Source organism: Vibrio sp. (assembly GCF_038138445.1).
GTDB lineage: Bacteria > Pseudomonadota > Gammaproteobacteria > Enterobacterales > Vibrionaceae > Vibrio.
The window spans coordinates 1-24740 of record NZ_JAYQDQ010000063.1; the positions used below are offsets into that span (position 1 = coordinate 1).

Below are 24740 nucleotides of genomic sequence, written 5' to 3' on the forward strand. Positions count from 1 at the left end.
TCGTTAGTGATTGTACTCACTTAACTCGGTGTCCAAAACTGCTGGGGCGGATCATGGTATCATTGACGTTAGTATATGGGTAGTTAATCTAATAATATGGTGTAACGCCAATACTCTGATTTAATAGCGAGTTTTGGTGTAAACTTCAATAAATATTTGAGTAAAGATAAAACATGCATCAATTGAAAAAATATGGCGCTATCGGTGGCGCAATAGCATTAGCATTATGTTGGCCTCTTGCCGTCGGTCAAATTGGGCAAAATGTTATTGAGGATGGTGTTGCGCATTTAGCCAATGAGTCTTTAAAAGCAGAAGTTATTTCTTATGACAGAGGTTATTTATCTTCAGAAGTAACAACACGTTATAAGGTACAAGATCCAGTTCTAGCAAAAGAACTCGAATTGGATGGCTTTCCAACAGAATTTGTAGTTAATAGCCATGTTACTCATGGGCTTTTGAGTTTGAAGGCCGAGTCGACATTAGAGGATACCGAACGTTTCCCGCTAAAGCTGACTACTGTCACCCAGCTTAACGGAAACACAGACTATTCACTTGAACTCGGTAATTGGCATCAGTCCTCTGAAGGTGAAGATGCTGCGATGATATCTGTGACCTCTTCCACTCTTAAAGGGCATCTGACAGTACTTGGTGAGGTGAGTTACGACCTCAATGTCCCTTCTATTGAAATTGACTTTAACTCAGGAGAGAAAATGTTGATTTCGGGAATTAAAGGTTCAGGAGATGGGCGAAAACAAGATAACTTTTGGTTGGGTGGTCAAGAAATCAGTATATCTGATGTAAAGATATCCGATGCGCAGCAATCTTCTATATTCAACATGCAAGAGGCCAAATATGAATTCTCTTCATCGATGGATGATGCCTCTTCTCGTGTAGATAGTCAGCATGTGTTCAATATTTCAAAATTGGAAATGCCAGAAGGTAAAGCCGAAAATCTGGGGCTTGACGTTGAATTTGGTGGGCTAGATAGCAATGCTTTCAATCACCTTATTAGTCTTTATCAAAATAGCCCGACGTTGACGCCTGCAGATGTTCAGCAGGCAATGCCTTATGTTGATACTCTTTTCAATAAAGGCTTCTACCTGTCGGTGAATAAAGCAGCGTTGACACTGGGAGATGGTGGTGAATTTAATAGTGTGGGTAAAGTGTCAGTTCCAGAAGGGACAAGTGATATCACGAAAAATCCGGCCAAGCTTTTACCAGCCTTAACCGGTGATATTGATACTTTTTTCTCTAATGGTCTTGTAGAGCAGTACCCGTTTATTAAACAAGGTATTGATGAAGCTTTGATACAAGAGTTTATTGGTCAGGATGATAGAGGCTATCAGCTCAAGGCTGAACTTAAAGATGGAAATGTGGTGTTTGAAAGTGGTCAAAAAATACCATTGATAGCGTTACTCTTCCCCGCTGTAACCCAGCCCTAACCATATATTTATTGCTGTCTAATCAAAAAAGAGGTCTTAAGACCTCTTTTCTTGCTTTTTATGTATAAAGAAACATGGTATTAATCCATTAAACCTCTATTAAAAGCGTAGACAAGGAACTTGGGAATGGAGAATGTGTATAACTTTAGTGCTGGCCCTGCGGGATTGCCTAAAGAAGTAATGCAAAGAGCACAAGCGGAGTTTGTTGAATGGAATGGGCTTGGTACTTCAGTGATGGAAATCAGTCACAGGAGCAAAGAGTTTATTCAAGTGGCTGAAGAAGCAGAACAGGATCTAAGGGATCTACTCGATATTCCAGACAACTATAAAGTACTGTTCTGTCAAGGAGGTGCTCGTGCACAATTTGCTGCAGTGCCTCTTAACTTACTGGGCAGTTCACACAAAGCGACTTACGTGGATGCTGGCTACTGGGCTCAAAGCGCAGTGAAAGAAGCAAAAAAATACTGCCAAGTAGACCTAGTTGATGCAAAGATAACAAAAGAAGGAAAAGTGGCAGTGATACAAGCTTCGGATTGGAAAATTGATCCTGAGTCTGCTTATGTTCACTTTTGCCCTAATGAAACCATTGACGGGATTGAAATCTCTGATCTACCCGACACCAAGTTACCTATTGTTGCTGATATGTCCTCTAACATACTCTCGCGTAAGATAGATGTTTCACGATATGGTGTTATTTATGCGGGTGCACAAAAAAATATCGGTCCTGCAGGTATTTGTATTGCTATTGTGCGTGACGACCTACTTGATTTGGCTCACGACCTTTTACCTAGCTTTATGAGCTATAAGGTATTGGCAGAAAAAGACTCAATGTTTAATACTCCTCCGACATTTGCTTGGTATCTATCAGGGCTGGTTTTTAAGTGGCTTAAAGAGCAGGGAGGGGTAAGTGCCATCGAGCAAATAAACATCGAAAAAGCCACAGTTTTGTATGACTATATCGATAGTTCAGCATTTTATAGTAATGATGTTCATGCTCAAAACCGGTCGCGAATGAATGTGCCTTTCCAACTAGCAAAACCTGAATTGGATGAAGCATTTCTAAAACAAGCGTCTGAGAGAGGCTTAGTTTCGCTTAAAGGTCACAGAGCTGTAGGAGGAATGCGGGCGTCAATTTATAATGCAATGCCGATGGAAGGTGTAAAAGCCTTGGTTGAGTTTATGAGAGAGTTTGCGGCAGATAACGCTTAAACCTCTACCAAATTTAGAGCACAAGGTCGTGTTATCAAGTGCTCTTTTCTCTGGTTCAGTACTGACCATTCTTATCGTCTTTTCTTACTGCGTTTCGTATTACTATCAGTCTGATTACTATTGGACTTGCTATTGCTTCCAGAACCAAACTTACCCTTAGGTTTAGCCCCTTTACCATGCATTTTTTCAAATCCAGGCTGGCTTTTGGTGTGTTTAGTCGCAAACCGATTTGCCCCATGACGGCCAGATTTTCTACGTTGGGCTGGTGTTAGTGTTTGAGTATCTTCTTCTGGTACCAGACAACTCGGCTTATCCCCAATAAGATGTTTTTTGCCCATGTTGATTAATGCTTTACGTATAATTGGCCAGTTGGCTGGATCATGGTAGCGCAATAATGCTTTATGTAATCGGCGCTGTCGTTCTCCTTTCGCTACAGGTACTTCCTCACGCTGTTTGTACTTCACTCGTTTGAGAGGGTTAGTCTCTGAATAATACATAGAGGTTGCATTACACATAGGTGAAGGGTAGAAGTTCTGTACCTGATCACATTCGAAATTATTCTTCTTAAGCCATAAAGCTAGGTTAAGCATGTCCTCATCTTCGGTACCAGGGTGCGCGGAAATGAAATAAGGAATAAGATACTGTTTCTTTCCTGCTTCAGCACTGTACTTTTCGAACATGTCTTTGAACTTATCGTATGTCCCCATTCCTGGTTTCATCATTAAGTCAAGCGGTCCTTTTTCGGTATGCTCTGGAGCGATTTTTAAGTAGCCCCCCACATGATGGGTAACTAGCTCTTTCACATATTCAGGGGACTCAATAGCCAAGTCATAGCGAACACCTGATGCAATCATCACTTTTTTAACGCCTTTGACCTTACGGGCTGCGCGGTACAGGTCTATGGTGTGCTTGTGATCCGTATTGAGTTTGTTGCAAATTCCTGGGAAGACACAAGATGGACGTCGACAATTCGCTTCTGCTTTGGGATCACTACAGCCTAAACGGTACATATTGGCTGTTGGACCACCAAGATCGGAAATCGTACCAGTAAACCCAGGGACTTTGTCTCGGATTTCTTCAAGCTCATTTAGAATCGACTCTTGAGAGCGGTTTTGTATGATACGACCTTCATGTTCAGTAATTGAACAAAATGAACACCCACCGAAACAGCCACGCATTATGTTAACGGATGTTTTGATCATGTCGTATGCAGGAATTTTTGCTTTACCATATTGAGGGTGAGGTACTCTCGCATAAGGTAATCCAAAGACGTAATCCATTTCTTCGGTTGAGAGAGGAATCGGAGCCTGATTGACCCACAACTCGCGGTCACCATGGCGTTGTATCAAGGCACGGCCCGAGTATGGGTTGGTTTCCAAGTGCATAATGCGACTTGCATGGGCATACAGGATACGATCGTTATTCAATTTCTCGAAGTTGGGGATACGTACCGCAGTTGTTGCAGCGTCGTGACGTGATGGGCGAATGGTGATGGGTTTTGCCTGTTCGTCCTTATCTTTAGCTTTGATATCACACTTTTCTTCAACAGTGTAAGGGTTGGGTGGAATAAAGGCTTCTTTACGTGGTTTTTCAATCCGTGAAGAGTCGATAATCTTATAGCCATCAGGTTCTGAGGCTAAGCTGACAACTGTACCACGTATATTAGTCATGCTGGCGATATCCTCACCATCAGCGAGCCTATGCGCTACTTCAACTAATGCTCGTTCAGCATTCCCAAATAAAAGAATATCGGCTTTAGCATCGAATAAGATAGAACGACGTACTTTATCTGACCAATAATCATAGTGAGCTAGCCTTCTTAAGCTAGCTTCAATACCACCAAGTACTATTGGAACGCCTTTGTATGCTTCGCGGCAACGTTGAGAATAAACAAGAGTTGCCCGATCTGGCCTCTTTCCGCCTTCGTTGTTGGGGGTATAGGCATCATCATGGCGTAACTTTCGATCAGCCGTATAGCGGTTGATCATTGAGTCCATATTGCCTGCAGTGATGCCAAAAAATAGGTTTGGCTGGCCAAGCTTTGTGAATGCTTCTTTGTTGTGCCATTCTGGCTGCGCGATGATACCAACTCTAAAACCTTGAGCCTCTAACAATCGGCCTATAATGGCCATACCAAAGCTTGGGTGGTCAACATAAGCATCCCCAGTGACGATAATGATGTCGCAGCTGTCCCATCCTAATGCATCCATCTCTTTACGGCTTGTCGGAAGAAATGGAGCAGTACCGTAGCATTCAGCCCAGTATTTTTTGTATTCATGGATAGGAGTGGTTTTAGCGTACATATTATTGTCTCTACTTCAAGGAGCGCGAATTATAGCGACTTGTTTGTTCGCTATCTACCCCCAATAAAACTGTCCAATGCAGGTTTGTATGCTAGGAGATCTCCGTTCTCATACTGCAATTGAATCATATGTTAGAGGTGGTAAGGCTGCGGCGAACTTTATCGAGTGGCAATGGGATGAGCAGTCTCATCAACTTACCTTAAACCAAAGCGAGTTTGCGCAGTTGTTTCAAACCAACTTGCCAGACTCTGACGATGCCTCGTTTTTATCACTATTGAACTACCAAGACCAAACTGAGTTACTCAAGCTTTTATCAGAGTCCTGTAATTCCACATCAGTACATAGATATGCCTTCTGTCTTAGTTTAGATAAGGATAGAGTTTGTTTTACAGAGTGTCTTTTTCATGGTGACGGTAGTGGCCATGTATCAGGCAAGCTCGTACCCTTGGTTAGTTTTGGAGGGTCAAAAGATGTCATTAGCCAGTTGTTTCAGCAAGTGTTCGATAACCCACACCACGGAATCGTGCTAGCTAACTCTGAGAAGCACATTATTGCGTGCAATGGGTATTTTCAAGAGCATACAGGGTACAGCCATCAGGACCTAGCTGGGAAAAGTGTCGATCATTTAGACTCGGGTAAACACAGTAAGGATTATTATCAAAATCTTTGGAAAGATGTTGTCGAGAAGGGCTTTTGGTCTGGTGTCATACTGATTAAAACCAAGAAAGGTAATACAGTTCCCCAAGACTTAACGGTGCAAAAGTTTCGAGTGGATGATAACGTCTTTTATGTAGGTTGGTATCTTGATCTCTCCAAAAACCTTTATCGCGTGGCGGACGTCGAGCATGGTGGTGTTGAACTTCTTACTCAATTGCCAACAGAACAGCAATTTATCCAATCAGTTGCTAGTCGCTGGATGGATGAAGCCTCTGAGCAAATCAATATGGTCGTAGCCTTCGTCCCTAAGTTCTCAGGCCGAGATGATTTTGAAGCCAAGTCAAAACTTTCTGAGCATCTATCACGTAACAGAGAAGCCCAGCAAGTCGGCTACATAGGTAACAACCATTTTGTGGTCTGCTTAGAGTGTGAAAAGCGTTCTGGGCCTTCTCAAGTCAGAATTATCCATCAAACGATCCGTCGTTTCTTCAGTTCCTTGAATCAGAAAGCGGGTAAAGAAATTCATTCTGCCATCGTTAACGGCAAAGTTGGTGTTTCCGTGCTGGGTCAAGACACTCATAACCCTAAGCTACTTGTATCTCACGCTGTACAAGCAATGTTGGAGCAACAAAGTGAAGCGAGAGGTTTGATCACCTTTTATCATGGAGCCATCCATAGGGAAGTATTGCGCCGGAAGGAATTAGAAGAATTAACGGTTAAACTTATCAAAGGCAACAAAGTTGAAGTCTACTATCAGCCTATTGTTGATGTAAAAACTTGGGAAATTGCTAAGTTTGAGGCGTTGAGTCGTTTTAAAGGCCCAAATGGTAAGCTTTTAAACACGCAGGAAATGGTGATGATAGCCGAGGACTTAGATTTGGTCTCTGACTTAGACTGGTGTGTTGGGCGTAAAGCGTTAGAGGATTTAACCAAGATTCAAGACCATTTTGGCTCGCAACTAGGTATGACTATCAACCGTTCCCTCAACACAAAACAAGATAACGATGAAGTTCTGCAAAGTGCAGATGCACTGGTTCACCAATATGCTAAAACGCCCGAGTTGGTCACTATTGAGCTAACCGAAAGTGCTTACTTCGATAGTGAGTCTCAACAGTCTGCTTTAATACGAAATATTCGGCGCAGAGGAGTCAGTGTTGCCATTGATGATTTTGGTACAGGGTATAGTTCGTTTAGTTATCTAAGTGATTGTAACTTTGATATTTTAAAAATAGACAAAGAATTTGTGACTGGCTTGAGTGTTGGAACGCACAGGTATTATATCGTCAAAATGATCACAGAATTGGCTCACACTCTAGATGTTAAAGTGGTGGCAGAAGGCGTTGAAACCCAGCAAGAACTCGAGGTTATTTGTAGTGTTGGCGTGGATTATATTCAAGGTTATTTTTTCTCTAAACCCTTGCCTTTGAAAGAGCTGCACAATGCTTGGGGATACACAGAGAAGTTGGAGGCATTCCTAGCGTCATCTTCTGGTATGCGCCAAGCTGGAATACTGAACATTACCCAAACTTACATTCCAACGTTAGAGCCTCAGGACACCTTAGGGGATGCAAGGAGCTTGTTCGAATCGAAACAGTACAACTTAGATGTTATCCCTGTTGTTGAAGGTACTGCGTGTTTGGGTGTTGTGAGCCGCGAAGAACTCAATCATCATATGTCTTTTAATGTTGGTTCTAGATTAGAGACTCCTAGAGATGTAACCTCGCTAAAGCGAAAGTTAGATCAGGTTATGCGTAAGGATGTTCATCGCGCTTCTTTTCAAATTAAGTTGTCAGAAGTGCCTGAATTGATAAGAAGTGGTATTAAGCCTCCATGGATAATTGTTAATGAATCTGGGCAGTATCTAGGTGTCGTGACAGGGCAAGACTTGCTGTCTTATTTTGCTTCCGCTTAAAGGTGATGCCAGTAGCCGAAAGCGCTATAGTTTTGCTATTATCCGCACCCAGATATGATAACGACGATTCTTGAAGTGATGATCCAGCAAATATTATCCCTACTTGCCCCGATGCTTTTAGGTGTCCAATTAGTATTAACTCTTATTTTGGTGAAAGGGGGTATTTGTCCAGGGCAAAGAGGACGAATTCATAAAGTTTTACCAGCTATTGCTTTACTCTGGCTTGCGGTGGCATCACTGAAAATAGAAGCAATAATGCTGGTATTTGCTATTGTGTATTTCTATTCGCAAGTTCAAACCAAAAAAACGCGTATACAAGGGCCTCTTTGGGTCATGTACCTTGCTAACGGTTTGGCTCTCGCCTATGTCGGGATAGTGATTAGCGAGCAGCCTAGTATTGTTGGCTCCGTTATGAAGTTTATAGAGATATTTTTGCTTGGCGCTTTATTTTCTCATCTCCTACTTACTATTGCTAAGACTCGCTTACAGGCCTTTCACCGAATCTTGCCCGTCACAGGTATAGTCTCAGCTATGCTGCTGAGCATTATCGTGTTAATCAAAAGTGCCCAGATAGATCCAAATGTATTGGCTGACCATACCGACATTTTGCTAAGTGGATTTGCATTAATGATTACCGCAGTTTTGATTTGGTGTTGGCATATTTTGCTCTCGAAAACAGTGCATAAAATTCAGCTTTGGGTGGCGTTTATTACTATGCTGGTGTCTATGAATTTCATTGAGCACTTTTTTGTCCTTTAGATGTGGTTCATTTCTTATTTTGTCATTTGCCGCTAAGCTTTAAAGGATGGGGTTAGTATTGGGGCGTTATTATGGACCTAAGTAATGTCACTAGATTAGATAGTAATATCTTGCTTGGAATTGTTAACGAAAAGCTAAGGCTTGAGTGTGGCAGTTTAGAAGAGCTGATAGTCATGTATGAAATGGATACAGATGCTGTGACTCATAAGCTGGATAGTCTAGGTTATCACTACGACCCTTTAACCAATCAATTTAAGTCGTGTGACAGATAGCCGTATTCAATTCTTTATGAGCCACAGTTAAATGGTTTTTATCCCTTCTAAGTGGTTTTTAGATTGCTGTTTTGCAGTGCTATAGAAAGCCTGTAAATAACGCTTATCTTTTTCACATTGACGAGTCGCGGCAAACAAGCGACGCCAAAGTCCTTTACCCAGTGGCAAGCTGCTGATCAATCCTTGACGAGAAAACTCATGGATAGCCCAGTTAGGTAGTGCTGCAACACCAAGTCCTGCGGATACCATTTGTACCAACATTAGTGTGTTATCGGCTTGTTTCCATTTAGCTGGCTCCACCCCTGCTGGCTGGAGGAAGTGTTTGACGACATCAAGACGATTCTTTTGCACCGGATAGGAGAGCATAGTTTGTTGTTTGAGGTCATCAGGTTGTACGCAATTTTGACTTGCTATTGGGTGATTCACAGCAGTGATAAGACGCATTTCAAAATCAAATAAAGGCTCATAATGCACCTCTGATCTAGGCTGAATATCGGATGTTATCACTAGATCTAGCTCACCACAGAGTAATGCAGGAAGTGGCTCAAAACCAAAACCTGATGAAAAATCGAGTGTTACGCTAGGCCAAGTTTGTTGGTAATCCCTTAATGCCGGCATTAGCCATTGAAAGCAAGAGTGACATTCAATCGCCATGTGCAGTCGTCCATTTACATCCTCTTTGAGACCTGCAAGATCATTTTCTGCTTTGGCTATGCGAGGCAAAATCCGATCGGCTAGATCAATCAAAATTTTCCCTTCTGAAGTGAACTTAACCGGACGAGTTTTGCGCAGAAATAGTTGTCCGCCTAGCCTTGCCTCAAGATCCTTTATCTGGTGAGAAAGTGCTGACTGGGTGAGGTGCAATGCCGTGGCTGTTGCGGTCAGTGATCCCGTGTCTCTTAATGTTGCCAGTGTTTTCAGGTGTTTAAGCTCTACCATTAGTCTTGTTCAATCGAGTTGAAGAAAGTTGAATATAACTAATCTACTCTGATTTTAAGGATGTGTAAACATCTAGACGTCTAAATTTTTAAGCTAAAGTTTGTCACCTTAAGCCGGACATAATTGCAGACATACATGAAATTATCTCATAAACAAGTTGAATAATTGGAGATTGTCACTTTAATGGTTTAGCGAGATAGTTTAGCCATCTAGACGCCTTTGGTGTTCTGCATAAAACGCTTGGGTGATGGTTTGTCAGTTCGACTTCTAAGAACAGTCGCATACCCAAAAAATGAATTTTAAATCAAAAAAGGATTGTAAGATGGCGACAACAACTCATATTTTAGGCTACCCAAGAATTGGTGAGAAGCGTGAACTTAAGTTTGCGCTTGAGAAGTACTGGCGTGGTGACATTGATCAGCAATCTCTCAAGGCTATTGGTTCTGAGCTGAGACACAAGAATTGGCAAACACAATCTGACGCTCAACTAAGTTATGTGACTGCTGGTGATTTTGCTTGGTATGACCATGTATTAACAACCACTTTACTGCTTGGCCATGTGCCAAAGCGCCACCAAAGTGGATTTCCAGACTTGGATACTTTGTTCAAGATAGGACGTGGTCAATCTCAAGTTAGTTGTGATTGCAGTAGCTCAGCGGCATCTGATATGACTAAGTGGTTTAACACCAATTACCACTATATTGTTCCTGAGTTCAGTAAAGAAGACACCTTTGAAGTGAGGTGGCCTCAGCTATTTGAAGAAGTAAATGAAGCGATACAAGCAGGTCATAAGGTTAAACCTGTTTTGCTCGGCCCGATTAGTTACCTCTATTTGGGTAAAGAAGTTGAAGACGGATTTGATCGGCTGAGCCTTTTGCCACGCATTCTTACTGCATATCAAACCATATTGTCTAAACTTGCCGCTCAAGGTGTTGAGTGGGTTCAGATTGATGAGCCAATTCTATCTTTGGAGCTTGAGACATCTTGGTTAGACTCTTTTAAGCTTGCTTACCAAGTGATTCGCAGTGATGTGAAAGTACTTTTAACCACTTACTTTGATTCATTGGATGACTCACTCGATAAAGTTGTGGAACTTGATGTTGATGGCTTGCATGTGGATCTATCAGCTGCGCCTCAGCAGCTCGATCAACTAGTATCTAAGCTTCCAAAGAGTTGGGTACTTTCTGCTGGAGTGGTGAATGGGAGAAATGTATGGCGTGCAGATCTTTCCACTCAATTAGAAAGGCTAAAGCCAGCTAAAGCCGAACTGGGTGACCGACTTTGGGTTGCTAGTTCATGTTCTTTACTTCACAGCCCAGTTGATCTCGACTTGGAATCTGAGTTATCTGAAGAAGTGCGCAGCTGGTTCGCCTTTGCAAAGCAAAAGGTTTCTGAGGTGGCTTTGCTAGCGAAAGCGCTCGATGGCGATCAACAAGCAATTGAAGCTTGTGAAACTTATAGTGTGCCAGTGAAGGCTCGAAAAACAGCAACACATGTTAACAAACCTCAGGTACAAGAGCGGCTTAGCCAAATCAATAAACGCCTAGAGGAGCGAAGTGCACCCTATGAGAAACGTGCTTTAGCCCAAAGCAAAACGCTAGATTTACCATTGTTTCCGACCACAACTATAGGGTCTTTTCCACAAACGAGCGCAATTCGCCAGCAGCGTAGTGCTTATCGTGCAGGCAAGCTGTCCGAATTGGATTATATCTCTGCGTTACAGGGTCACATTAAGCAAGCGGTACAACGCCAAGAAGCGTTGGACCTCGATGTTCTGGTCCATGGTGAAGCTGAGCGTAATGATATGGTGGAGTACTTCGCGGAGAACTTAGCAGGTTTTCAGACTACTAAGTTTGGCTGGGTACAAAGTTACGGGTCACGATGTGTGAAACCCGCGATTGTGGTGGCAGATATTGAAAGAGAGAAGCCCATTACTGTTGAGTGGTCAAAGTATGCCCAGTCACTGACGTCTAAGAAAATGAAGGGTATGCTTACTGGCCCAGTGACCATTTTATGTTGGACATTTCCTAGGGAAGATATTAGCCGCAAAGAGATTGCTAATCAGCTGGCATTAGCACTTCGTGATGAAGTTGTGGATTTACAAGATGCAGGGATCAATATTATTCAGATTGATGAACCGGCGATTCGAGAAGGACTACCACTGAAAAAACGAGATCATCATGCGTATTTAGAGTGGGCGGTAGGGGCGTTTAAGATCTCTGCAGCAGGTGCTAGCCCTGAAACCCAGATCCATACTCACATGTGTTACTCCGAATTTAATGAAATTATTGACTCTGTGGCAGCCTTGGATGCTGACGTGATAACGATTGAAACTTCGCGATCTAATATGGAGCTGCTTAAAGCGTTTGAGGAGTTTAATTACCCTAATGAAATAGGCCCGGGAGTCTATGATATCCACTCTCCAAATGTCCCCAGTAAAGAATGGATTGAAGGCCTTATCAATAAAGCAGCAGAGAAGATCCCAGCGAAACGCTTGTGGGTAAACCCGGACTGTGGATTGAAAACAAGAAACTGGGCTGAAACGGAAGCTTCACTGAGTAATATGGTGTCAGCAGCGAAAAAGCTACGTGCAGAATACTCATAAAATCGAGTGACTCAAAAAATGCCGCCCTTTTTGGGGCGGCATTGTTGACTCTATCTCACATTACTTTGCCACCACTTATCAAAAGTTCGTTATAATGCAACCATGTTGTGCGCAATGAAAAGTGACTATGAATACATCTAACAAGTCAAAATCTTACTCAGATAAACCTATGCTTCTTCTAAGTGAACAGATTTGTTTTCCTCTCTACAGTGCGGCTAACGCAGTGACTCGAGCATATCGTCCTTTACTGGAAAGCCTTGATCTTACCTATTCACAATACCTAGTCATGATGCTGTTGTGGGAGAAAGATGGCGCTAGTGTTAAAGATCTGGGTAGTCGGTTATATCTTGACTCTGGAACACTAACGCCACTACTCAAAAGGCTAGAAACCAAGGGTTTTGTAGCCAGAGGTAGAAGTGACGAAGATGAGAGAGTGCGAGTACTAAATTTGACTGACCGAGGCAGAGCACTTCAAGAGCAAGCGAAATCCGTCCCCAGTAATATGCTGTGTAAGGTCGATCTCGATGCTGATGAACTGATTTCTCTGCGACATTTGTGCGATAAGGTGCTATCTAACCTTACCTAATGTGGTTAAATCTGGTTATCCCCATGATAAATATCTGCAAACTTTTCTAGTGACAATGCTGCTTTCTCCGATTAGGAAATATGAGTCTTCTAGGTATGCAAAGGAGCGATCTTCTTTGCTAGCCGCTGCTAAGATTACTTATAGAAGCTTTGATTCTAGTACTGAAGACTGACCCCATTAACCCAACTAGCCTAAGGGTTTCTTTACTACAATCTCATTGATACTAAGGGAGATTTTATGCAAAAGGAACCTTATTATTTACATTTGGATGAACGTCAGTTCGACCAAAGTGTTATGAATAAATTGGCCGGATTGTTCGATTCCATTCATATAGGTTTGCTTCGAGAAAGTAGTTCAGTGCAGGTCGTGGATATGCAAGGGTGGAGCCGTCAAAAACTTAAGCAGTTTAATAGAAGTGTTACGAAAAACTTAGGTGAAACACCATATATCATTAAGAACGCCGTGGACAATAAGCAGTCTAAGTTACGTCCTTACTCTTGGTATACTCAAGAGGATTGTTTGAAGTCTGCCTTGGCTTTGAAGAGTAATGACGTTGTGTTAAGCAATCATACCCACCTCTACCACTTGGTCAATCATCAAGCAGTACCTTTAATAGAATCGATTCTATTTGATACGATTCCCGATACAGAATTAATAGAAAACTCGGGGTCATTTATTTACCCTCCAGACGATGGAATGATGTCATGGCATACCAATGAAACGCCATCTTCGGCACCTGTCAGAATTTACTTTGTTTATACACCAGAAGACCGAAAATCTTTCTTTCGTTATGTAGATGCGGATGGGCGAATATATACCTCATGGGATAAAAAAGGTTGGAATCTTAGAGCATTCTATTGTGGAAATATGCACACCGATGGGTTTCGCCTTTGGCACTGTGTATTGTCTAATACTCACAGGTTTTCATTTGGTTTTAGGTTGACGGGTATTTCGATGGGTCAGCTTAGCTCGATGACAAAAGGGTTTGATTCTAGCTACATGAGTATTGAAGATTGGAGGGTTTAGGGGCCAACTGATTCTCAGTTGGCCTTATTTGGCTTTGGTTAACTTTACAAAGCTAGCAGGTAGTTAATCAACTGGCTGTATTCTTCCATTGATTTAATTTTATCTGCTTTGACTATGTACTTGTCGTTGACTAGAACACCGGGAACGCCAGTTAAGGTACTTTTCTCAAACTGCTTATCGAAGTTTTTCTGCATGGAGTTAACCACAAAGCTGTTATAAGTGGCATCAAATTTTTTCGCATCTACTCCGTTATCGATAAAGATTTGTCGTAGGGCCTTCTCATTTTTTGGTGCGCTGCGCAGCTGATGAATTTGTTTAAACATGGCAGGAACCATACTATCTTCAACCCCAAGAGTTACCATGGTGGCATAGGATTTAGCCATAGGGATAGCCATGTCACTACCCATAAAAGCGACATGAACCTTTTCAAACTGCGCGTCTTTAGGTAGCGATGTTTTCACTTGATTGATCACTGGCTCGAAGTTGTAGCAATGTGGGCAGTAGAAAGAGAAAAACTCGGTCACTTTAGGTGTCGCCGACTTCTCTGTTTTTAGCACATCATAATAAGTGCCTTCCTCAAATTTAGCAGCATGAGTACTAAGCGAAATAATAGCAGTTGTCAGTAAAGCAAATAACTTTTTCATCAAATAATTCCTAATAAATACAAATAACTCCGACTAGTGTAGTCGGTAATAGCTGAGTAAATAATCAAGAACTAATCGATAGGAGGTCGAAACAAGGTTTGTATGCGGGTCACTGCTTTTTCTGATTTATCTGGTTTGATTAAAGCGAGCGAACTTTGGCTAGTATCTGCCAATTTGAGTTCAACTAGGTAGGGCTCTTTTAAAGCGCAAAAGGCAGCGCAGCAGTGGTGTGCGGTACTGGCTTTGCTGTGATTTTTATTTTCGGTGGGACATTTAATTTCATGGGCTAGTGAACTATCTGGTACTAAGGCCAAGGCCTCTTGAGTAGGCTGAGCAGCAAAAGCGACGCTGACACTGATAAATGCGAAGCAAAAAAGCGCAACAATGTATGATGAAAATCGAGTCAGCAAAATAAACTATCCCCAATGGCCGAAAAACTAGCTTACCGCATTTGGCCTCAATGATAAATGGTGAAAATAAAGTTGAGTCGCTATAATCGCTGCTTGATCTTTTTATATTAATCAATAACATAAACCCTAATTCTAAGGTTTGATTTAAACTATCTTACAAAAATTAATACACACTATTGATTGAGGGGTGAAGCAGGGTTGAGTTCTCAGCGCTGCTCAGGTTGCCAAAAATATGATAGCGAGTCATAACATGATCACAGGTAGCTGCAACTGCGGTGCGATAAAATACCAAATTACTGGAACAATTAAAAAAATAGTCAATTGTCATTGTAACCTGTGCCGAAAAATGAACGGCAGTGCGTTTTCAACCTATGCAGCGGTATTGCAGTCAGACTTTGAATTGATATCAGGGGTGCTTGGCTGTTTTAAGGTGTCAAAAAATGCCTGCAAGCATTTCTGTAACCAGTGTGCTACGCCAATATACAACAAGAGCTCCAATTACACAGGTTTGAATATCGTACATTTGGGAAGCCTTGATTGTGCAGAAATACTCGTACCCGAGGTAAACATCTACGACGAGTCTAAGCTCCAATGGCTAATAGATATTGGACAACTTCCTACCTTTGAGAAGTCAATCAAGTCCTAATCCTTGCTTCTATTTCACACGCTCCTTTTTAGATTTACTTGTCTACTTATAGATTAATCGCTCTTTCTAATGTTAAAGACAGCAGAGCAGAGCGTGTTTACATACACCAGCTTTTATTATTAGGCTGCAAAGCCGCTATAGGGCATTCAAAGAGGCGATGGCCCATATTACGGAGAATGCTCGTAATTTTTAAATAATAAAAATTCCTCAGATTAGAAAATGCAAAGAAGGAACAATGACCTCTAATAAACGTTTAATCTATACGAGTTAACTGTAACCGTATCTATGTCACCTTTGTAACCATTTTTTGAGCACATCATAGCCATTTTATTTTTCTACAAATCATTAATTTAACTGTATGATTTTTATAATTAAAAATTAGTATATTGTTGAAAATACATTAATATCAATTATAATCCCTCACCTTACAGTTAGGCCCATGCCTATTGGCTAGTTTTTTAACCATAAAATGAGAAAAATATGAACCTATCAAAAAAATCGGTTGTGTCTATTTTCGCGAGTGCTTTGTTAATGGCATCCTCACAATCAGTGGCAAGTAGTGATTGTCAATGGCTTGAAAGTGTTATTGAGCCAAGCACTCCACTAGTGATTGATTATGACACGAATCATTTATATGGAAATAATGAATGGGACACGATAAAAAAATTCAATTTTGATTTTGGCTACGATAAGGTCGAAAATCCAAGAAGTCTCTCAGTTAGAGTCTATCTTGCAAAGCCGACGACTGAAGCAATGTCGATCTCGGGAGAGCTTGAAGGTGCTAATGGATCAAATGGCGGTTCTAATCGTGCAGGTCGAACTGAGCTTCATATGAATCTCAATGACACAAGATATTTTTCACGTTTGCGTGATGGAAAATTGCATTTAGGATTGGGTCGCTCTGGATCTGTTGAACCTATTGAAGTGGTTAAAATGACGGCGAAATTTTGTGGTGTTCCTGTGCAAGGTGTTTCGTTAAATCCTACAGATAATAATGTTTTATTAGGCGCTGGTGAGCCTCTGACGCATTATATTGATGCGGATACAACATATCGTGTATCGATTCAAGGAGAGGCAGCAGATGAGAATGGAAATATTATCTCTTCCGTATCAGTTAACTATGTTGATCCTCGTAATTCAAAAAATACCACGCTTCAATTAAACACAAACGATGAGTTCTACGTACATTCAGGTGGTAAAGTTTCTTTGTATTATGCAGTTAATTCTGCCGAATTCACAGGTGGCCACACTGTAAAATTTGAGCGTGTTAACTTAGATTAATTAACACCCGTTGTAGCTGATTATTGAACTTTAGCGACCCACCGTACAGATTATGCGGTGGGCTTTTTATGTAATTCCGCATTAAGGTTTAGGGATCCTCTTTACATACGGTCAACGTTATGGCGGAGTACGTCCTTTTTAACTTTAATTAAGTAGTCTTCCATACTCGCCTCTCAAGCTAGTCAATACCCAAATTGGTTTGTTCTTCTAAATATTAATCGCTCTTTCAGATAGCAACTACACTTATATTTATATCTATTAATCTTTCGGTCACTATGGGTGTGTTTGTCGTGTATTGAGCGCTAATAACGTATCGCTGGTAGCTATTAATAACGTCAAGTTAATGGCTTTATGTGACAATTATGCTGACAAGGTGAGAATTGTGTGTGCACGTCTAAAGGTACTGATTGCAACTTGTGGTTTTCTATACACCTCCAATACGCTAGCGGGTATTAATATGTCGGAAGTTAATGCATATGCTTATGAAGGGCTCGCCAGTATCTGTGCGACTTCAAGAAAGATATCTGGTGCCCAAGCGCAAGAAATGAAATCAATCCATATGGAAAAAAAACGTGAAAGACAGAAGAAGGCTTCTGCAGACACTAGCTTTTCTTATTACGCCGCAAAGCAGTTATGGGGTATTCAACGAGGTGACAGCCCATCTTATGAAGAATGCTCAGCGCTTTTGAAATAAAAGCGCTAATTGGGATATTTGTACTTGGCAAAGTGGCTGCGTTTCTTATACAGATAAGAAGCTTAGTTTTTCTACAAGAAGTAATCTAAAGGAGCAATTTCTTTAAAAACAATATTGTATAAACGACCACTTCTTTTGGGCTTCCTTTGTAATGCTTTTACACCAGGGTAGGCATTGAGCAGTTCTTTGCTTAATGGCTTCATTTCTGCTCTAAACTCTGGTTTTACATTAAGCCCAAAGTATGTTTCGTAAAGATATAATAGCTCTCCTAACCCTTGCTTTCTTTGCTCAGCTTGCTTACACCACGAACTATAGAGTAATGAATGAAGCTCTACTGAGTCAGCACTTTGTCGCCACTTTCTAGCTTTCTCATAAGTATCAATCACCTTATCAGTATGCAAGAGTAAGGGGGGAACTGGTATTCTTCCCGCGAGATAAAAATTGCCCCTAGTATTGAGAAGGTGCTCCATATACCTGGGCGTGACACCTTTGGGATCGGAACCAAAGCATGTTTTACCATAGATCGCAACGGATGCAGACTCGTATGCTGCAACGGCGAGCTGAGAACAAAACATATCAGGGATAATGTTACTCCCACCATAGACAAATCTGAGTATGTCCTCAATGTATTCGTTCGTTGACGAATGAAATGTTCTCTTACTATACAGAGATTTGGCCGCACCCACCATATCGTAGCGACCCCCTTCCGTCGGAAGGCCTTTTGGCCTTATATCGACCTCAAGCCTGCACAACGCTTTAGTTATTGTTACCGCGGCTTTGGCCAACTCTTTGTCAGTGCATTTATACACTACCGCTGCTGAAGTAGGTATCTCATCTTTCCCATGTATTTCTGCAGCTGCTTCAGCGAGTTCAGTGGCTGATAGGCCAATAGCTACGTGTTCAGAAGCCGCAGCGCCTTGTAGCTTCATACCTGCTTTTTCGTCAGGTGACTTCCAATGGAAGTATTTTTGCGCTTTGGTGATGGAAGATGCAATCTTGTCATGTGCCCATCCTGGAAAGACTTTAACAATAATTACATCTCCTGGCTCCACCTCAACTTCCTTCAAATTATTATATTGTCTCAGACTTGCAATAACATCACTATCAGGCACGGGCGACTCCTAGTTAATATGGTTTGGTCACGACCCAGCGAGCGGGGTTAAGCTCGCAGTAAGGGTGTTTCTTCACTTTTTTGGTTTCATGTCACAATATCTTATTAATAATATTTATAAATTTAAGAAACTGCCATTAGAAACTATAAAGTCAATAAGTATCAGTGAATTGCATTTCTCGTTTAATGTGACTTATACCTATCTACATGATGTTATAATCGCCTGTAGCCCGTGAACTCAAAGTAAGTGGGTGAGTGGTTTATAGCCACTTCAACAACAAAAAAGGAACAATGATGTTTATTGTGTCGATAACCTATACAAGTGATATCTCTCAAATTGATAAACACCTAGAGTCGCATATTAACTACCTAGATAAACACTATGAAAAAGGCAGTTTTATTGCTTCGGGTAGAAAAGTGCCCCGCACTGGTGGTGTAATTCTTGCCACAGCAGGTAATCGAGGCGAGTTAGAGCAAATTTTAGATGAGGATCCGTTCAAGATTCATCATCTGGCCGATTATGAAATAACAGAGTTTATTCCCACCAAATCCGCTCCGGAGTTTGCGTCTTTAGTTCAGTCAAATGGCTAGTTATTTTGAGCAAAAAGGATTTCTCCATGCTCTGAATACTTATCTGATAACGTGGTTGAAGATACTAAGTGGGAAGTTGTTCGAGATGGCATTGTCTCTAAGCCCTGTATACATTAATTAAGTTTTATAAGGAAACTAATGCAATTAGAAATAGAAGGATACTACCTGCGCTCATTGGACACAGACGATAAGGAAGCATTTTATAAGTGGTCTCTAGACCGTGAAGTCACTATCTATAGTCTTTCTTCATACTCTTACCCCCAATCAAAGTCAGACATTGAAAAATGGCTTTCATCAATAAATTCAGATACTAAGAATGTCTCTTTCGGAGTCTGTTGCAAAGAGAATGACCAGCTGATTGGTTATGCTGGAATATCAGGAATTAGCTTTTTAAATCGCAGTGGTGAATACTTTATCCTTATTGGTGAAAAAAGTTATTGGGGCCGGGGTATTGGCACATCAGTAACGCAAGTTGTAACAGACTATGCAATACGAACACTCGGTTTACACAGAGTCCAACTGACAGCAAGTTCCCAAAATCTGGGGGCAATTAAGGCGTATGAAAATGCTGGCTATCAACACGAGGGTGTGATGCGGCAATCAGGATTTCGCAATGGTGAGTTTGTCGATAAAGTACTAATGTCAGTTCTATCTACTGAGTGGGCAGGCATAAAAAAGCTTTTTAAAGTCTCAACACACTCTGTTCTCGTCTAATGGGTTGCCATAGAGAATATTGACAGTTAGGATTCTGATTTTTCAACTAAAACGAATGAATGCTGATGCTTAGATCGACGCTTACTGCCTTATCAATATTATTAGTCAACGGATGTTCCACCCATACTTTTACGCAAGACGAGCAGATATCGATAGATGATAATGTGTATGCGGGAGAAGTACTGAGAAAACAAGCTACTCCTGTTTCTCCTCAAGACAAGGATACTCAAGAACTCGTCAACCTCTTGATGAATAAAGCGAGTACAGGAACAAACGCGGTTGGATTAGCTGCACCTCAGTTGGGGATCAATAAAGCCGCTTTTGTTTTCCGTGTGCCTGAGATTGTTGATGGTAAACCGCAATTCCCAGAGACTTGGGAAGTGGCTTTAAACCCAAGCTATACCCCGATAAGTAAAGAAACCACGCCCATGGCGGAAGGGTGCTTTTCTGTTCCTCATTTTTACAGTAAAGCGGTACCAAGATATCAACAAATTCACTTTCGTTACCAAACCTTAAACGGTCAGTGGCAAGAAGAGGAAGTTGATGGCTATAAAGCTCAAATTTTGCAGCATGAAACCGATCACCTCAACGGCATACTATATATTGATAAGCTAAAGAACAAAGGGGATTTATCGACAATTAAAGAGCTAACTGATGGTTTAGATAAACCCAAGGATTAATGAGTAATTGCCTAAGAGTGTTTGGCAATGTTAGCCATTAAATAACAAGGGAGCCATTGGCTCCCTTGATAGTAGAAATAGGAATGATCACAGAAAAGCGCGATAGGGCAGTTCTGGGTCATTTTTGAAGATGTCAGCAAACCCACGAAAGTGTTGGTAATGCATCCGACCTTTGTCTGTTGGGTAAGTATATTGGCCACCGACTTGCCAAAAGAATGGTGCAAATCCATATTGAAGGCGGTCTTTCTTCATATTCCAAAGCACTTCTATTTCACGCGGGTCGTTTTGGAAGTTCGCCCAGATATCGTGGTGAAATGGCACCACAACCTCACAGTTCAACGATTCTGCCGCGCGGAGAATATCCGAGTTTATTCCCAGTTTTACTAGCTCAATGGCGTCGGTTGAGTGCATCCTTGTCCCCTTATATGACGTTTTGTTGGACTATATCATTTTCAATATGAAAGTTATAAAGCTTGGTCTATTAATCAAATAGGGCTTGTAACTCTAATCTTGTTTGTTGGTGTAAAGGATCTGAGTGCCATTTCTGATGCTGTACCAGATCGATGTTGACTTGCCATGCGAGCTGAGTGGATTCATCTCCGAGTTTTACTAACGTATTTGGTACAGAGGACACTAAATGTTCTGGAAGAAAGCACCAACCAAACCCCTGATTCGCCAGTTCCAATAATATATAGTAATTATCGGCATACCATATATCTGGGCTAAAGGCTTGATTTAGTCCACCCACGTCTTTATTTTTTGAACGGATAGTCAATTGCCGATGTTGTTTAAGCTGGTCTATGTTTTGAATATTTGCCTTTGCCAAAATGTGCTTTGAGGATACAAATACGTCGAAGCCAATATGCCCTAAATTAGAGAGATCGATATTTTTGGGCATTTTAAAATCGCTCAAAATAATGCCTGCTGTCGCTCGCTCTGATTGGATGAGTTCAATGATATCAGAACTTGATGCTGCGAGGCATTCCATCTGAAGATCAGGAAAAGTTTGCTCTAGGTTCTTTAACACATTTGGTAAGCGAGTAAGCGGGATCCCTTCATCTACCGCGAGTACCAACTTGGTAGCAGGTGCAGAAAAAAGTTGAGATGCTTTGTTATTTAACCGGTCTAGTTGGCTCAATGTGGCCATTACGTATGGCATGAGCTCATGCCCTGTGTCCGTTAATTTCGGGTAGCGGCCAGAACGGTCAAAGAGTTCGACACCATAATCAAGTTCCATATTCATGATGTGTTGACTTATGACCGATTGGGCTCGTCCAAGCTTGCGAGCTGCAGCAGAAAATGATCCTGCTTCTGATGTCATCACAAAGGCTTGCAGTTGTTCAATAGTAAACATATCGCTTTTAAAGATACTATCTAACTTTTATGTATCTTTATAATAGATAAAATACCAGTCAATGAGTAGAACTATTTAGGTGAAACATCATGACTCGTAATGAACGTATTTCCCACGCTGTACTATTTGAAATTGTTGCATTAGTAATCGTAATTCCTGCTGCTACCTATACTACAGGTAAAGACTCAAGTGACTTGGCAGTGGTTGGTGTCGGTTTGACTTTTTACACTGTCATTTGGAATTATATTTACAACCTGTATTTTGATAAGTGGTTTGGTTCAAACCGAGAAAAACGTAGCTTGACTATGCGGGTCGGTCACACATTGGGATTTGAAGGTGGATTAATTTTTTTATCTATTCCTGTAATTGCTTGGTTCTTAAAAATTACTCTGCTACAGGCTTTAGCGATAGAAGCTGGGTTTTTAGTTTTCTTCTTGTTCTACGCAATGGGCTTTAATTGGACATACGATAAAATTCAGCCATTTAGAAAAATGAGAAAATTGATCAACTGAACAAGTCTTGGTTAGGCTTCTAGCCTCAAAACTTGGACTCACTCAGTATAGGTCGTGCCTAGATAACATATTTTATGTAGGCACCAACTTACAAAGCTGCGATAAACATTCCTTGTCTAATAACGGGTGAGAAGTGATGCCGGTAATAAGTACAATATCAACAGTAGGCAAGGTTGGCATCTTATCTAGAATTTTAAGATCATTGGTGACACTGAGTGCCCCCATTGCACCAATGGCTAATCCTTCTCGAACAATAGCTCGCTGAGCAGATGCTGTATTGGAGCAAGTCAGTAGCTGATAGGCTGTATTTTGTTTGGTTAAGCTGTTAATAGCTGAAGCATGATACTTACAGTCGGTATTAAACAGGGCAAGTGGGATTGGGCGAGAGTCATCAAGTATGAAATCTGGATGGCTTATCCAAACACCTCTATCGCTGGTAATCCAATACCCTTCTTCACTGTTTGGTGCGCGAGTGACAATTGCGGCATCGAGCTTTTGTCTGAGACTTACACTAGGTTCATTGACTATATGGACAGAACAAGTAGGTTCAGCCCTTTGCAGGATTTTAATAATCTTGGGCAGAAGGTTGTCATTATAATCTTCAGGACAGCCAAGATGTAAAGGCCTTTTGTTTTCGTAGCGCTTAACTTGTTTTAGTGTGTGATTGTGTAAGTCGACTAGTTTCTCGGCATGAGAGCGCAGCGCTAATCCCGCTTCGCTCAAGACGAGATTTCGCCCCTCTTTCTCAAACAGTTTGACACACAGGCCTTCTTCTAGCTTGCGCATTTGAGTACTGAACGCGGATTGGGTGCGGTTATTTGTTTCGCAGCGCGGGTAAAGCTTCCTGTTTCGGCGAAGGCGAGAAAGCTGCGCAGAGCATCGATATCCATACTAAAAACTTATTCATCACTTTTATTGAAGTATTCCATCAAAATTATCCGTTAGTCCCAAAGAAAACAATCAGATATTGTGACTTCATACTTACATATGGGATTGAATTGTCCGAGGGTGCCCGTGTCTATCAGCAAAAAGTATTAGCCAGTGAACCAGTGAAACGTTGGTTAAGGGAAGCAAGCATAGAAAATGACATTGTTGAAAAAGATGAAGCAGGGGAGGCTGTTTAGTTTGGCTTAAACAGGAGACATAAGACAAATTTATAAAGATTACAGTGTTGGCTATAGTTTATATATTTATTCATTTTTATTATGATTTTTTAATAAAAACCAACTTTTATTAATAACTCTTATACTTATATGATTGCTTTATGATTTAAATTCAAATTATAAATTTAATTAAATGTTAGATATTTGTTTTAATTAAAATTAAAAACAGTTTTAATTTATTTTAAATTTACAATATATAAAGTATATATATTATTGTTTTTAGTTAAATATTTAGAATTAACTTATATCAGATTTCCTATTATAGGATCTAAATATAATCTATATGATTATTTATATAGTGGGTATTTTAATGTTTGCAATTCAAACTCACAAATTATTCAAATATTTGAATTATTATTTAATATATTCCCTATAAAAATTATTATTAGTTTTTAGGGCTATTTGACATCTAAATATGAAATTTAGGAGAAGGCTTAACAGCATTTACATGCTAATCAGGTTTGGTTTTTACCTACTTAATTATTAACTATGAACAAGGAAATAAGATGAAAAAAACGTTATTAACAATAGCATTATCCGCTAGTGCTTTCTCCGTATTTGCTCAAGATAGTGATACTAATTCCAGTCTTTTTGTCCAAGAAAAGTGGATTAACTTACAAACCAATGATACAGATTTAGCCCAAGTTCAAGCTGCTTGTCAGGCTCATGGCAGTAATTATCATGTACCAACATGGTCACAAGTCAATGCATTTCAACGTGAATTCTATAATGCCAATCGAGAAAGGCTTCGTGATAAAGACTCGACCAAATATGATCAGCTACGACAGTTTTTGTTTGATACATTATTAGCTGAGCAAGTCGGTTACAGACATCAGAGAAAATTCGCAACCCCATACATATTAGCTAACAACTTAGATAATGCATATGAAGTGAATATTGAGCTTAACTGGAGCCGAGCAAAAGTTAATTACGCAGATTTAAACCCTGAGCCTGCGGTGAATCCATTTACATTTGAGCCTGATAGTTCTGAAGACTCACTCAATAATGCACTCAATGCATTTTTGGTTGAATTGGGCCGCAATAAGTGGGAAGAAGATCAAAGGGACTTGGAAGAGAATCGCAACAAGAATCCAGTTCTAAATATGTGCGTTCGTATAGATGCTTGATGGGTGATTTAGAACTTATCCGGTAAGTATTAAGGCTATTAGTGCAGGCTATGTACTGAGGAATCCCCTGATAATTTAGATAAAAATCATCAAGTTAAGGTAG

The 24740-nt window shown here is 40.8% G+C and carries 22 protein-coding genes and 3 pseudogenes; 17 read left to right on the top strand and 8 right to left on the bottom strand.

The genetic code is table 11. The annotated features are described in order from the left end of the window. Nucleotides 1–173 precede the first annotated feature (173 nt). Together AAFM34_RS14960 and serC are read left to right on the top strand one after the other, a co-directional pair. Nucleotides 174–1442 carry a DUF945 family protein gene (locus AAFM34_RS14960; protein ID WP_341664194.1) on the top strand — a complete coding sequence of 423 codons (1269 nt, stop codon included), beginning with the start codon at nt 174–176 and terminating at the stop codon, nt 1440–1442. A gap of 126 nt (nt 1443–1568) precedes the next feature. After that, nucleotides 1569–2651: a 3-phosphoserine/phosphohydroxythreonine transaminase gene (gene serC, locus AAFM34_RS14965; protein ID WP_341664196.1), complete on the top strand. Its 1083-nt coding sequence runs from the start codon at nt 1569–1571 to the stop codon at nt 2649–2651. Nucleotides 2652–2722: 71 nt separating this feature from the next. Here serC and AAFM34_RS14970 read toward each other — a convergent pair whose 3' ends face one another. Further along, entirely contained in the window at nt 2723–4954 is a 2232-nt protein-coding gene (locus AAFM34_RS14970; RefSeq protein ID WP_341664198.1) for a YgiQ family radical SAM protein, read from the bottom strand. 88 nt (nt 4955–5042) lie between these two features. On the opposite strand from AAFM34_RS14970, the gene AAFM34_RS14975 reads away from it, so the two are divergent. From AAFM34_RS14975 to AAFM34_RS14985, 3 genes are all read left to right on the top strand, one after another. Continuing rightward, a complete protein-coding gene (locus AAFM34_RS14975; protein WP_341664201.1) occupies nt 5043–7523 on the top strand; it encodes an EAL domain-containing protein in 2481 nt (826 codons plus the stop codon). 78 nt (nt 7524–7601) lie between these two features. After that, entirely contained in the window at nt 7602–8282 is a 681-nt protein-coding gene (locus AAFM34_RS14980) for a hypothetical protein (protein ID WP_341664233.1), read from the top strand. A 71-nt stretch (nt 8283–8353) separates the two neighbouring features. After that, nucleotides 8354–8554 (top strand): DUF4250 domain-containing protein, encoded by a 201-nt coding sequence (locus AAFM34_RS14985; protein ID WP_341664203.1) that lies wholly within the window; start codon nt 8354–8356, stop codon nt 8552–8554. A gap of 27 nt (nt 8555–8581) precedes the next feature. Here AAFM34_RS14985 and AAFM34_RS14990 read toward each other — a convergent pair whose 3' ends face one another. Beyond that, on the bottom strand, nt 8582–9493 hold the full coding sequence (locus tag AAFM34_RS14990) for a LysR substrate-binding domain-containing protein (protein ID WP_341664204.1): 912 nt from the start codon (nt 9491–9493) through the stop codon (nt 8582–8584). A 322-nt stretch (nt 9494–9815) separates the two neighbouring features. Between AAFM34_RS14990 and metE the strand changes: the two genes are divergently transcribed. From metE to AAFM34_RS15005, 3 genes are all read left to right on the top strand, one after another. Next, on the top strand, nt 9816–12098 hold the full coding sequence (metE, locus tag AAFM34_RS14995) for a 5-methyltetrahydropteroyltriglutamate--homocysteine S-methyltransferase (protein ID WP_341664207.1): 2283 nt from the start codon (nt 9816–9818) through the stop codon (nt 12096–12098). 127 nt (nt 12099–12225) lie between these two features. After that, on the top strand, nt 12226–12684 hold the full coding sequence (locus tag AAFM34_RS15000) for a MarR family transcriptional regulator (RefSeq protein ID WP_341664209.1): 459 nt from the start codon (nt 12226–12228) through the stop codon (nt 12682–12684). Nucleotides 12685–12921: 237 nt separating this feature from the next. Next, nucleotides 12922–13710, top strand: coding sequence for a hypothetical protein (locus tag AAFM34_RS15005; RefSeq protein WP_341664211.1), 789 nt, complete (start codon nt 12922–12924; stop codon nt 13708–13710). 44 nt (nt 13711–13754) lie between these two features. Here AAFM34_RS15005 and AAFM34_RS15010 read toward each other — a convergent pair whose 3' ends face one another. Beyond that, nucleotides 13755–14354 (bottom strand): thiol:disulfide interchange protein DsbA/DsbL, encoded by a 600-nt coding sequence (locus AAFM34_RS15010; RefSeq protein WP_341664212.1) that lies wholly within the window; start codon nt 14352–14354, stop codon nt 13755–13757. Between the two features lie 71 nt (nt 14355–14425). Then, nucleotides 14426–14764, bottom strand: a complete 339-nt coding sequence (locus AAFM34_RS15015) for a hypothetical protein (protein ID WP_341664214.1) — start codon at nt 14762–14764, stop codon at nt 14426–14428. A 250-nt stretch (nt 14765–15014) separates the two neighbouring features. Here AAFM34_RS15015 and AAFM34_RS15020 point away from each other — a divergent pair, with 250 nt between their 5' ends. The 3 genes from AAFM34_RS15020 to AAFM34_RS15030 all read left to right on the top strand — a co-directional run bounded on the left by AAFM34_RS15020 (nt 15015) and on the right by AAFM34_RS15030 (nt 17385). Beyond that, on the top strand, nt 15015–15410 hold the full coding sequence (locus AAFM34_RS15020) for a GFA family protein (RefSeq protein WP_341664216.1): 396 nt from the start codon (nt 15015–15017) through the stop codon (nt 15408–15410). A 480-nt stretch (nt 15411–15890) separates the two neighbouring features. Beyond that, on the top strand, nt 15891–16691 hold the full coding sequence (locus tag AAFM34_RS15025) for a hypothetical protein (protein WP_341664218.1): 801 nt from the start codon (nt 15891–15893) through the stop codon (nt 16689–16691). Between the two features lie 457 nt (nt 16692–17148). Next, complete coding sequence (locus tag AAFM34_RS15030) at nt 17149–17385, top strand: hypothetical protein (RefSeq protein ID WP_341664234.1); 237 nt, start codon at nt 17149–17151, stop codon at nt 17383–17385. Nucleotides 17386–17456: 71 nt separating this feature from the next. Here AAFM34_RS15030 and AAFM34_RS15035 read toward each other — a convergent pair whose 3' ends face one another. After that, on the bottom strand, nt 17457–18497 hold the full coding sequence (locus tag AAFM34_RS15035) for a hypothetical protein (RefSeq protein WP_341664220.1): 1041 nt from the start codon (nt 18495–18497) through the stop codon (nt 17457–17459). A gap of 290 nt (nt 18498–18787) precedes the next feature. On the opposite strand from AAFM34_RS15035, the gene AAFM34_RS15040 reads away from it, so the two are divergent. From AAFM34_RS15040 to AAFM34_RS15050, 3 genes are all read left to right on the top strand, one after another. Next, the gene (locus tag AAFM34_RS15040; RefSeq protein ID WP_341664221.1) at nt 18788–19087 is read left to right on the top strand and encodes a YciI family protein; all 300 of its coding nucleotides are present in this window, start codon (nt 18788–18790) and stop codon (nt 19085–19087) included. A gap of 138 nt (nt 19088–19225) precedes the next feature. Then, entirely contained in the window at nt 19226–19801 is a 576-nt protein-coding gene (locus AAFM34_RS15045) for a GNAT family protein (RefSeq protein ID WP_341664223.1), read from the top strand. A 65-nt stretch (nt 19802–19866) separates the two neighbouring features. Continuing rightward, nucleotides 19867–20481, top strand: a complete 615-nt coding sequence (locus AAFM34_RS15050) for a peptide deformylase (protein ID WP_341664225.1) — start codon at nt 19867–19869, stop codon at nt 20479–20481. 87 nt (nt 20482–20568) lie between these two features. On the opposite strand, the pseudogene AAFM34_RS15055 reads toward AAFM34_RS15050, so the two are convergent. Beyond that, nucleotides 20569–20850 (bottom strand): annotated as a pseudogene (locus AAFM34_RS15055) (L-ascorbate 6-phosphate lactonase); the annotation flags it as partial. Between the two features lie 112 nt (nt 20851–20962). Beyond that, entirely contained in the window at nt 20963–21835 is an 873-nt protein-coding gene (locus AAFM34_RS15060) for a LysR family transcriptional regulator (RefSeq protein ID WP_341664227.1), read from the bottom strand. Nucleotides 21836–21924: 89 nt separating this feature from the next. On the opposite strand from AAFM34_RS15060, the gene AAFM34_RS15065 reads away from it, so the two are divergent. After that, nucleotides 21925–22347: a PACE efflux transporter gene (locus AAFM34_RS15065; RefSeq protein WP_341664229.1), complete on the top strand. Its 423-nt coding sequence runs from the start codon at nt 21925–21927 to the stop codon at nt 22345–22347. Nucleotides 22348–22419: 72 nt separating this feature from the next. On the opposite strand, the pseudogene AAFM34_RS15070 reads toward AAFM34_RS15065, so the two are convergent. Continuing rightward, nucleotides 22420–23237, bottom strand: a pseudogene (locus AAFM34_RS15070) (LysR family transcriptional regulator). 93 nt (nt 23238–23330) lie between these two features. Between AAFM34_RS15070 and AAFM34_RS15075 the strand changes: the two are divergent. Beyond that, nucleotides 23331–23471 (top strand): annotated as a pseudogene (locus AAFM34_RS15075) (glutathione S-transferase); the annotation flags it as partial. 545 nt (nt 23472–24016) lie between these two features. Continuing rightward, entirely contained in the window at nt 24017–24637 is a 621-nt protein-coding gene (locus tag AAFM34_RS15080; RefSeq protein WP_341664231.1) for a hypothetical protein, read from the top strand. The last annotated feature ends 103 nt before the right edge of the window (nt 24638–24740 follow it).

Bases quoted from the DNA above. Each gene is read 5' to 3' on its own strand.
- AAFM34_RS14975 (WP_341664201.1), top strand. From the start codon at position 5,043: ATGCTAGGAGATCTCCGTTCTCATACTGCAATTGAATCATATGTTAGA.
- AAFM34_RS14985 (WP_341664203.1), top strand. From the start codon at position 8,354: ATGGACCTAAGTAATGTCACTAGATTAGATAGTAATATCTTGCTTGGA.
- AAFM34_RS15025 (WP_341664218.1), top strand. From the start codon at position 15,891: ATGAACCTATCAAAAAAATCGGTTGTGTCTATTTTCGCGAGTGCTTTG.
- AAFM34_RS15080 (WP_341664231.1), top strand. From the start codon at position 24,017: ATGAAAAAAACGTTATTAACAATAGCATTATCCGCTAGTGCTTTCTCC.
- AAFM34_RS14960 (WP_341664194.1), top strand. From the start codon at position 174: ATGCATCAATTGAAAAAATATGGCGCTATCGGTGGCGCAATAGCATTA.
- AAFM34_RS15060 (WP_341664227.1), bottom strand. From the start codon at position 21,835: ATGTTTACTATTGAACAACTGCAAGCCTTTGTGATGACATCAGAAGCA.
- AAFM34_RS14970 (WP_341664198.1), bottom strand. From the start codon at position 4,954: ATGTACGCTAAAACCACTCCTATCCATGAATACAAAAAATACTGGGCT.
- AAFM34_RS15030 (WP_341664234.1), top strand. From the start codon at position 17,149: ATGTCGGAAGTTAATGCATATGCTTATGAAGGGCTCGCCAGTATCTGT.
- AAFM34_RS15000 (WP_341664209.1), top strand. From the start codon at position 12,226: ATGAATACATCTAACAAGTCAAAATCTTACTCAGATAAACCTATGCTT.
- AAFM34_RS15010 (WP_341664212.1), bottom strand. From the start codon at position 14,354: ATGAAAAAGTTATTTGCTTTACTGACAACTGCTATTATTTCGCTTAGT.
- AAFM34_RS15065 (WP_341664229.1), top strand. From the start codon at position 21,925: ATGACTCGTAATGAACGTATTTCCCACGCTGTACTATTTGAAATTGTT.
- AAFM34_RS15020 (WP_341664216.1), top strand. From the start codon at position 15,015: ATGATCACAGGTAGCTGCAACTGCGGTGCGATAAAATACCAAATTACT.
- AAFM34_RS15045 (WP_341664223.1), top strand. From the start codon at position 19,226: ATGCAATTAGAAATAGAAGGATACTACCTGCGCTCATTGGACACAGAC.
- serC (WP_341664196.1), top strand. From the start codon at position 1,569: ATGGAGAATGTGTATAACTTTAGTGCTGGCCCTGCGGGATTGCCTAAA.
- metE (WP_341664207.1), top strand. From the start codon at position 9,816: ATGGCGACAACAACTCATATTTTAGGCTACCCAAGAATTGGTGAGAAG.
- AAFM34_RS15005 (WP_341664211.1), top strand. From the start codon at position 12,922: ATGCAAAAGGAACCTTATTATTTACATTTGGATGAACGTCAGTTCGAC.
- AAFM34_RS14990 (WP_341664204.1), bottom strand. From the start codon at position 9,493: ATGGTAGAGCTTAAACACCTGAAAACACTGGCAACATTAAGAGACACG.
- AAFM34_RS15050 (WP_341664225.1), top strand. From the start codon at position 19,867: ATGCTTAGATCGACGCTTACTGCCTTATCAATATTATTAGTCAACGGA.
- AAFM34_RS14980 (WP_341664233.1), top strand. From the start codon at position 7,602: ATGATCCAGCAAATATTATCCCTACTTGCCCCGATGCTTTTAGGTGTC.
- AAFM34_RS15040 (WP_341664221.1), top strand. From the start codon at position 18,788: ATGATGTTTATTGTGTCGATAACCTATACAAGTGATATCTCTCAAATT.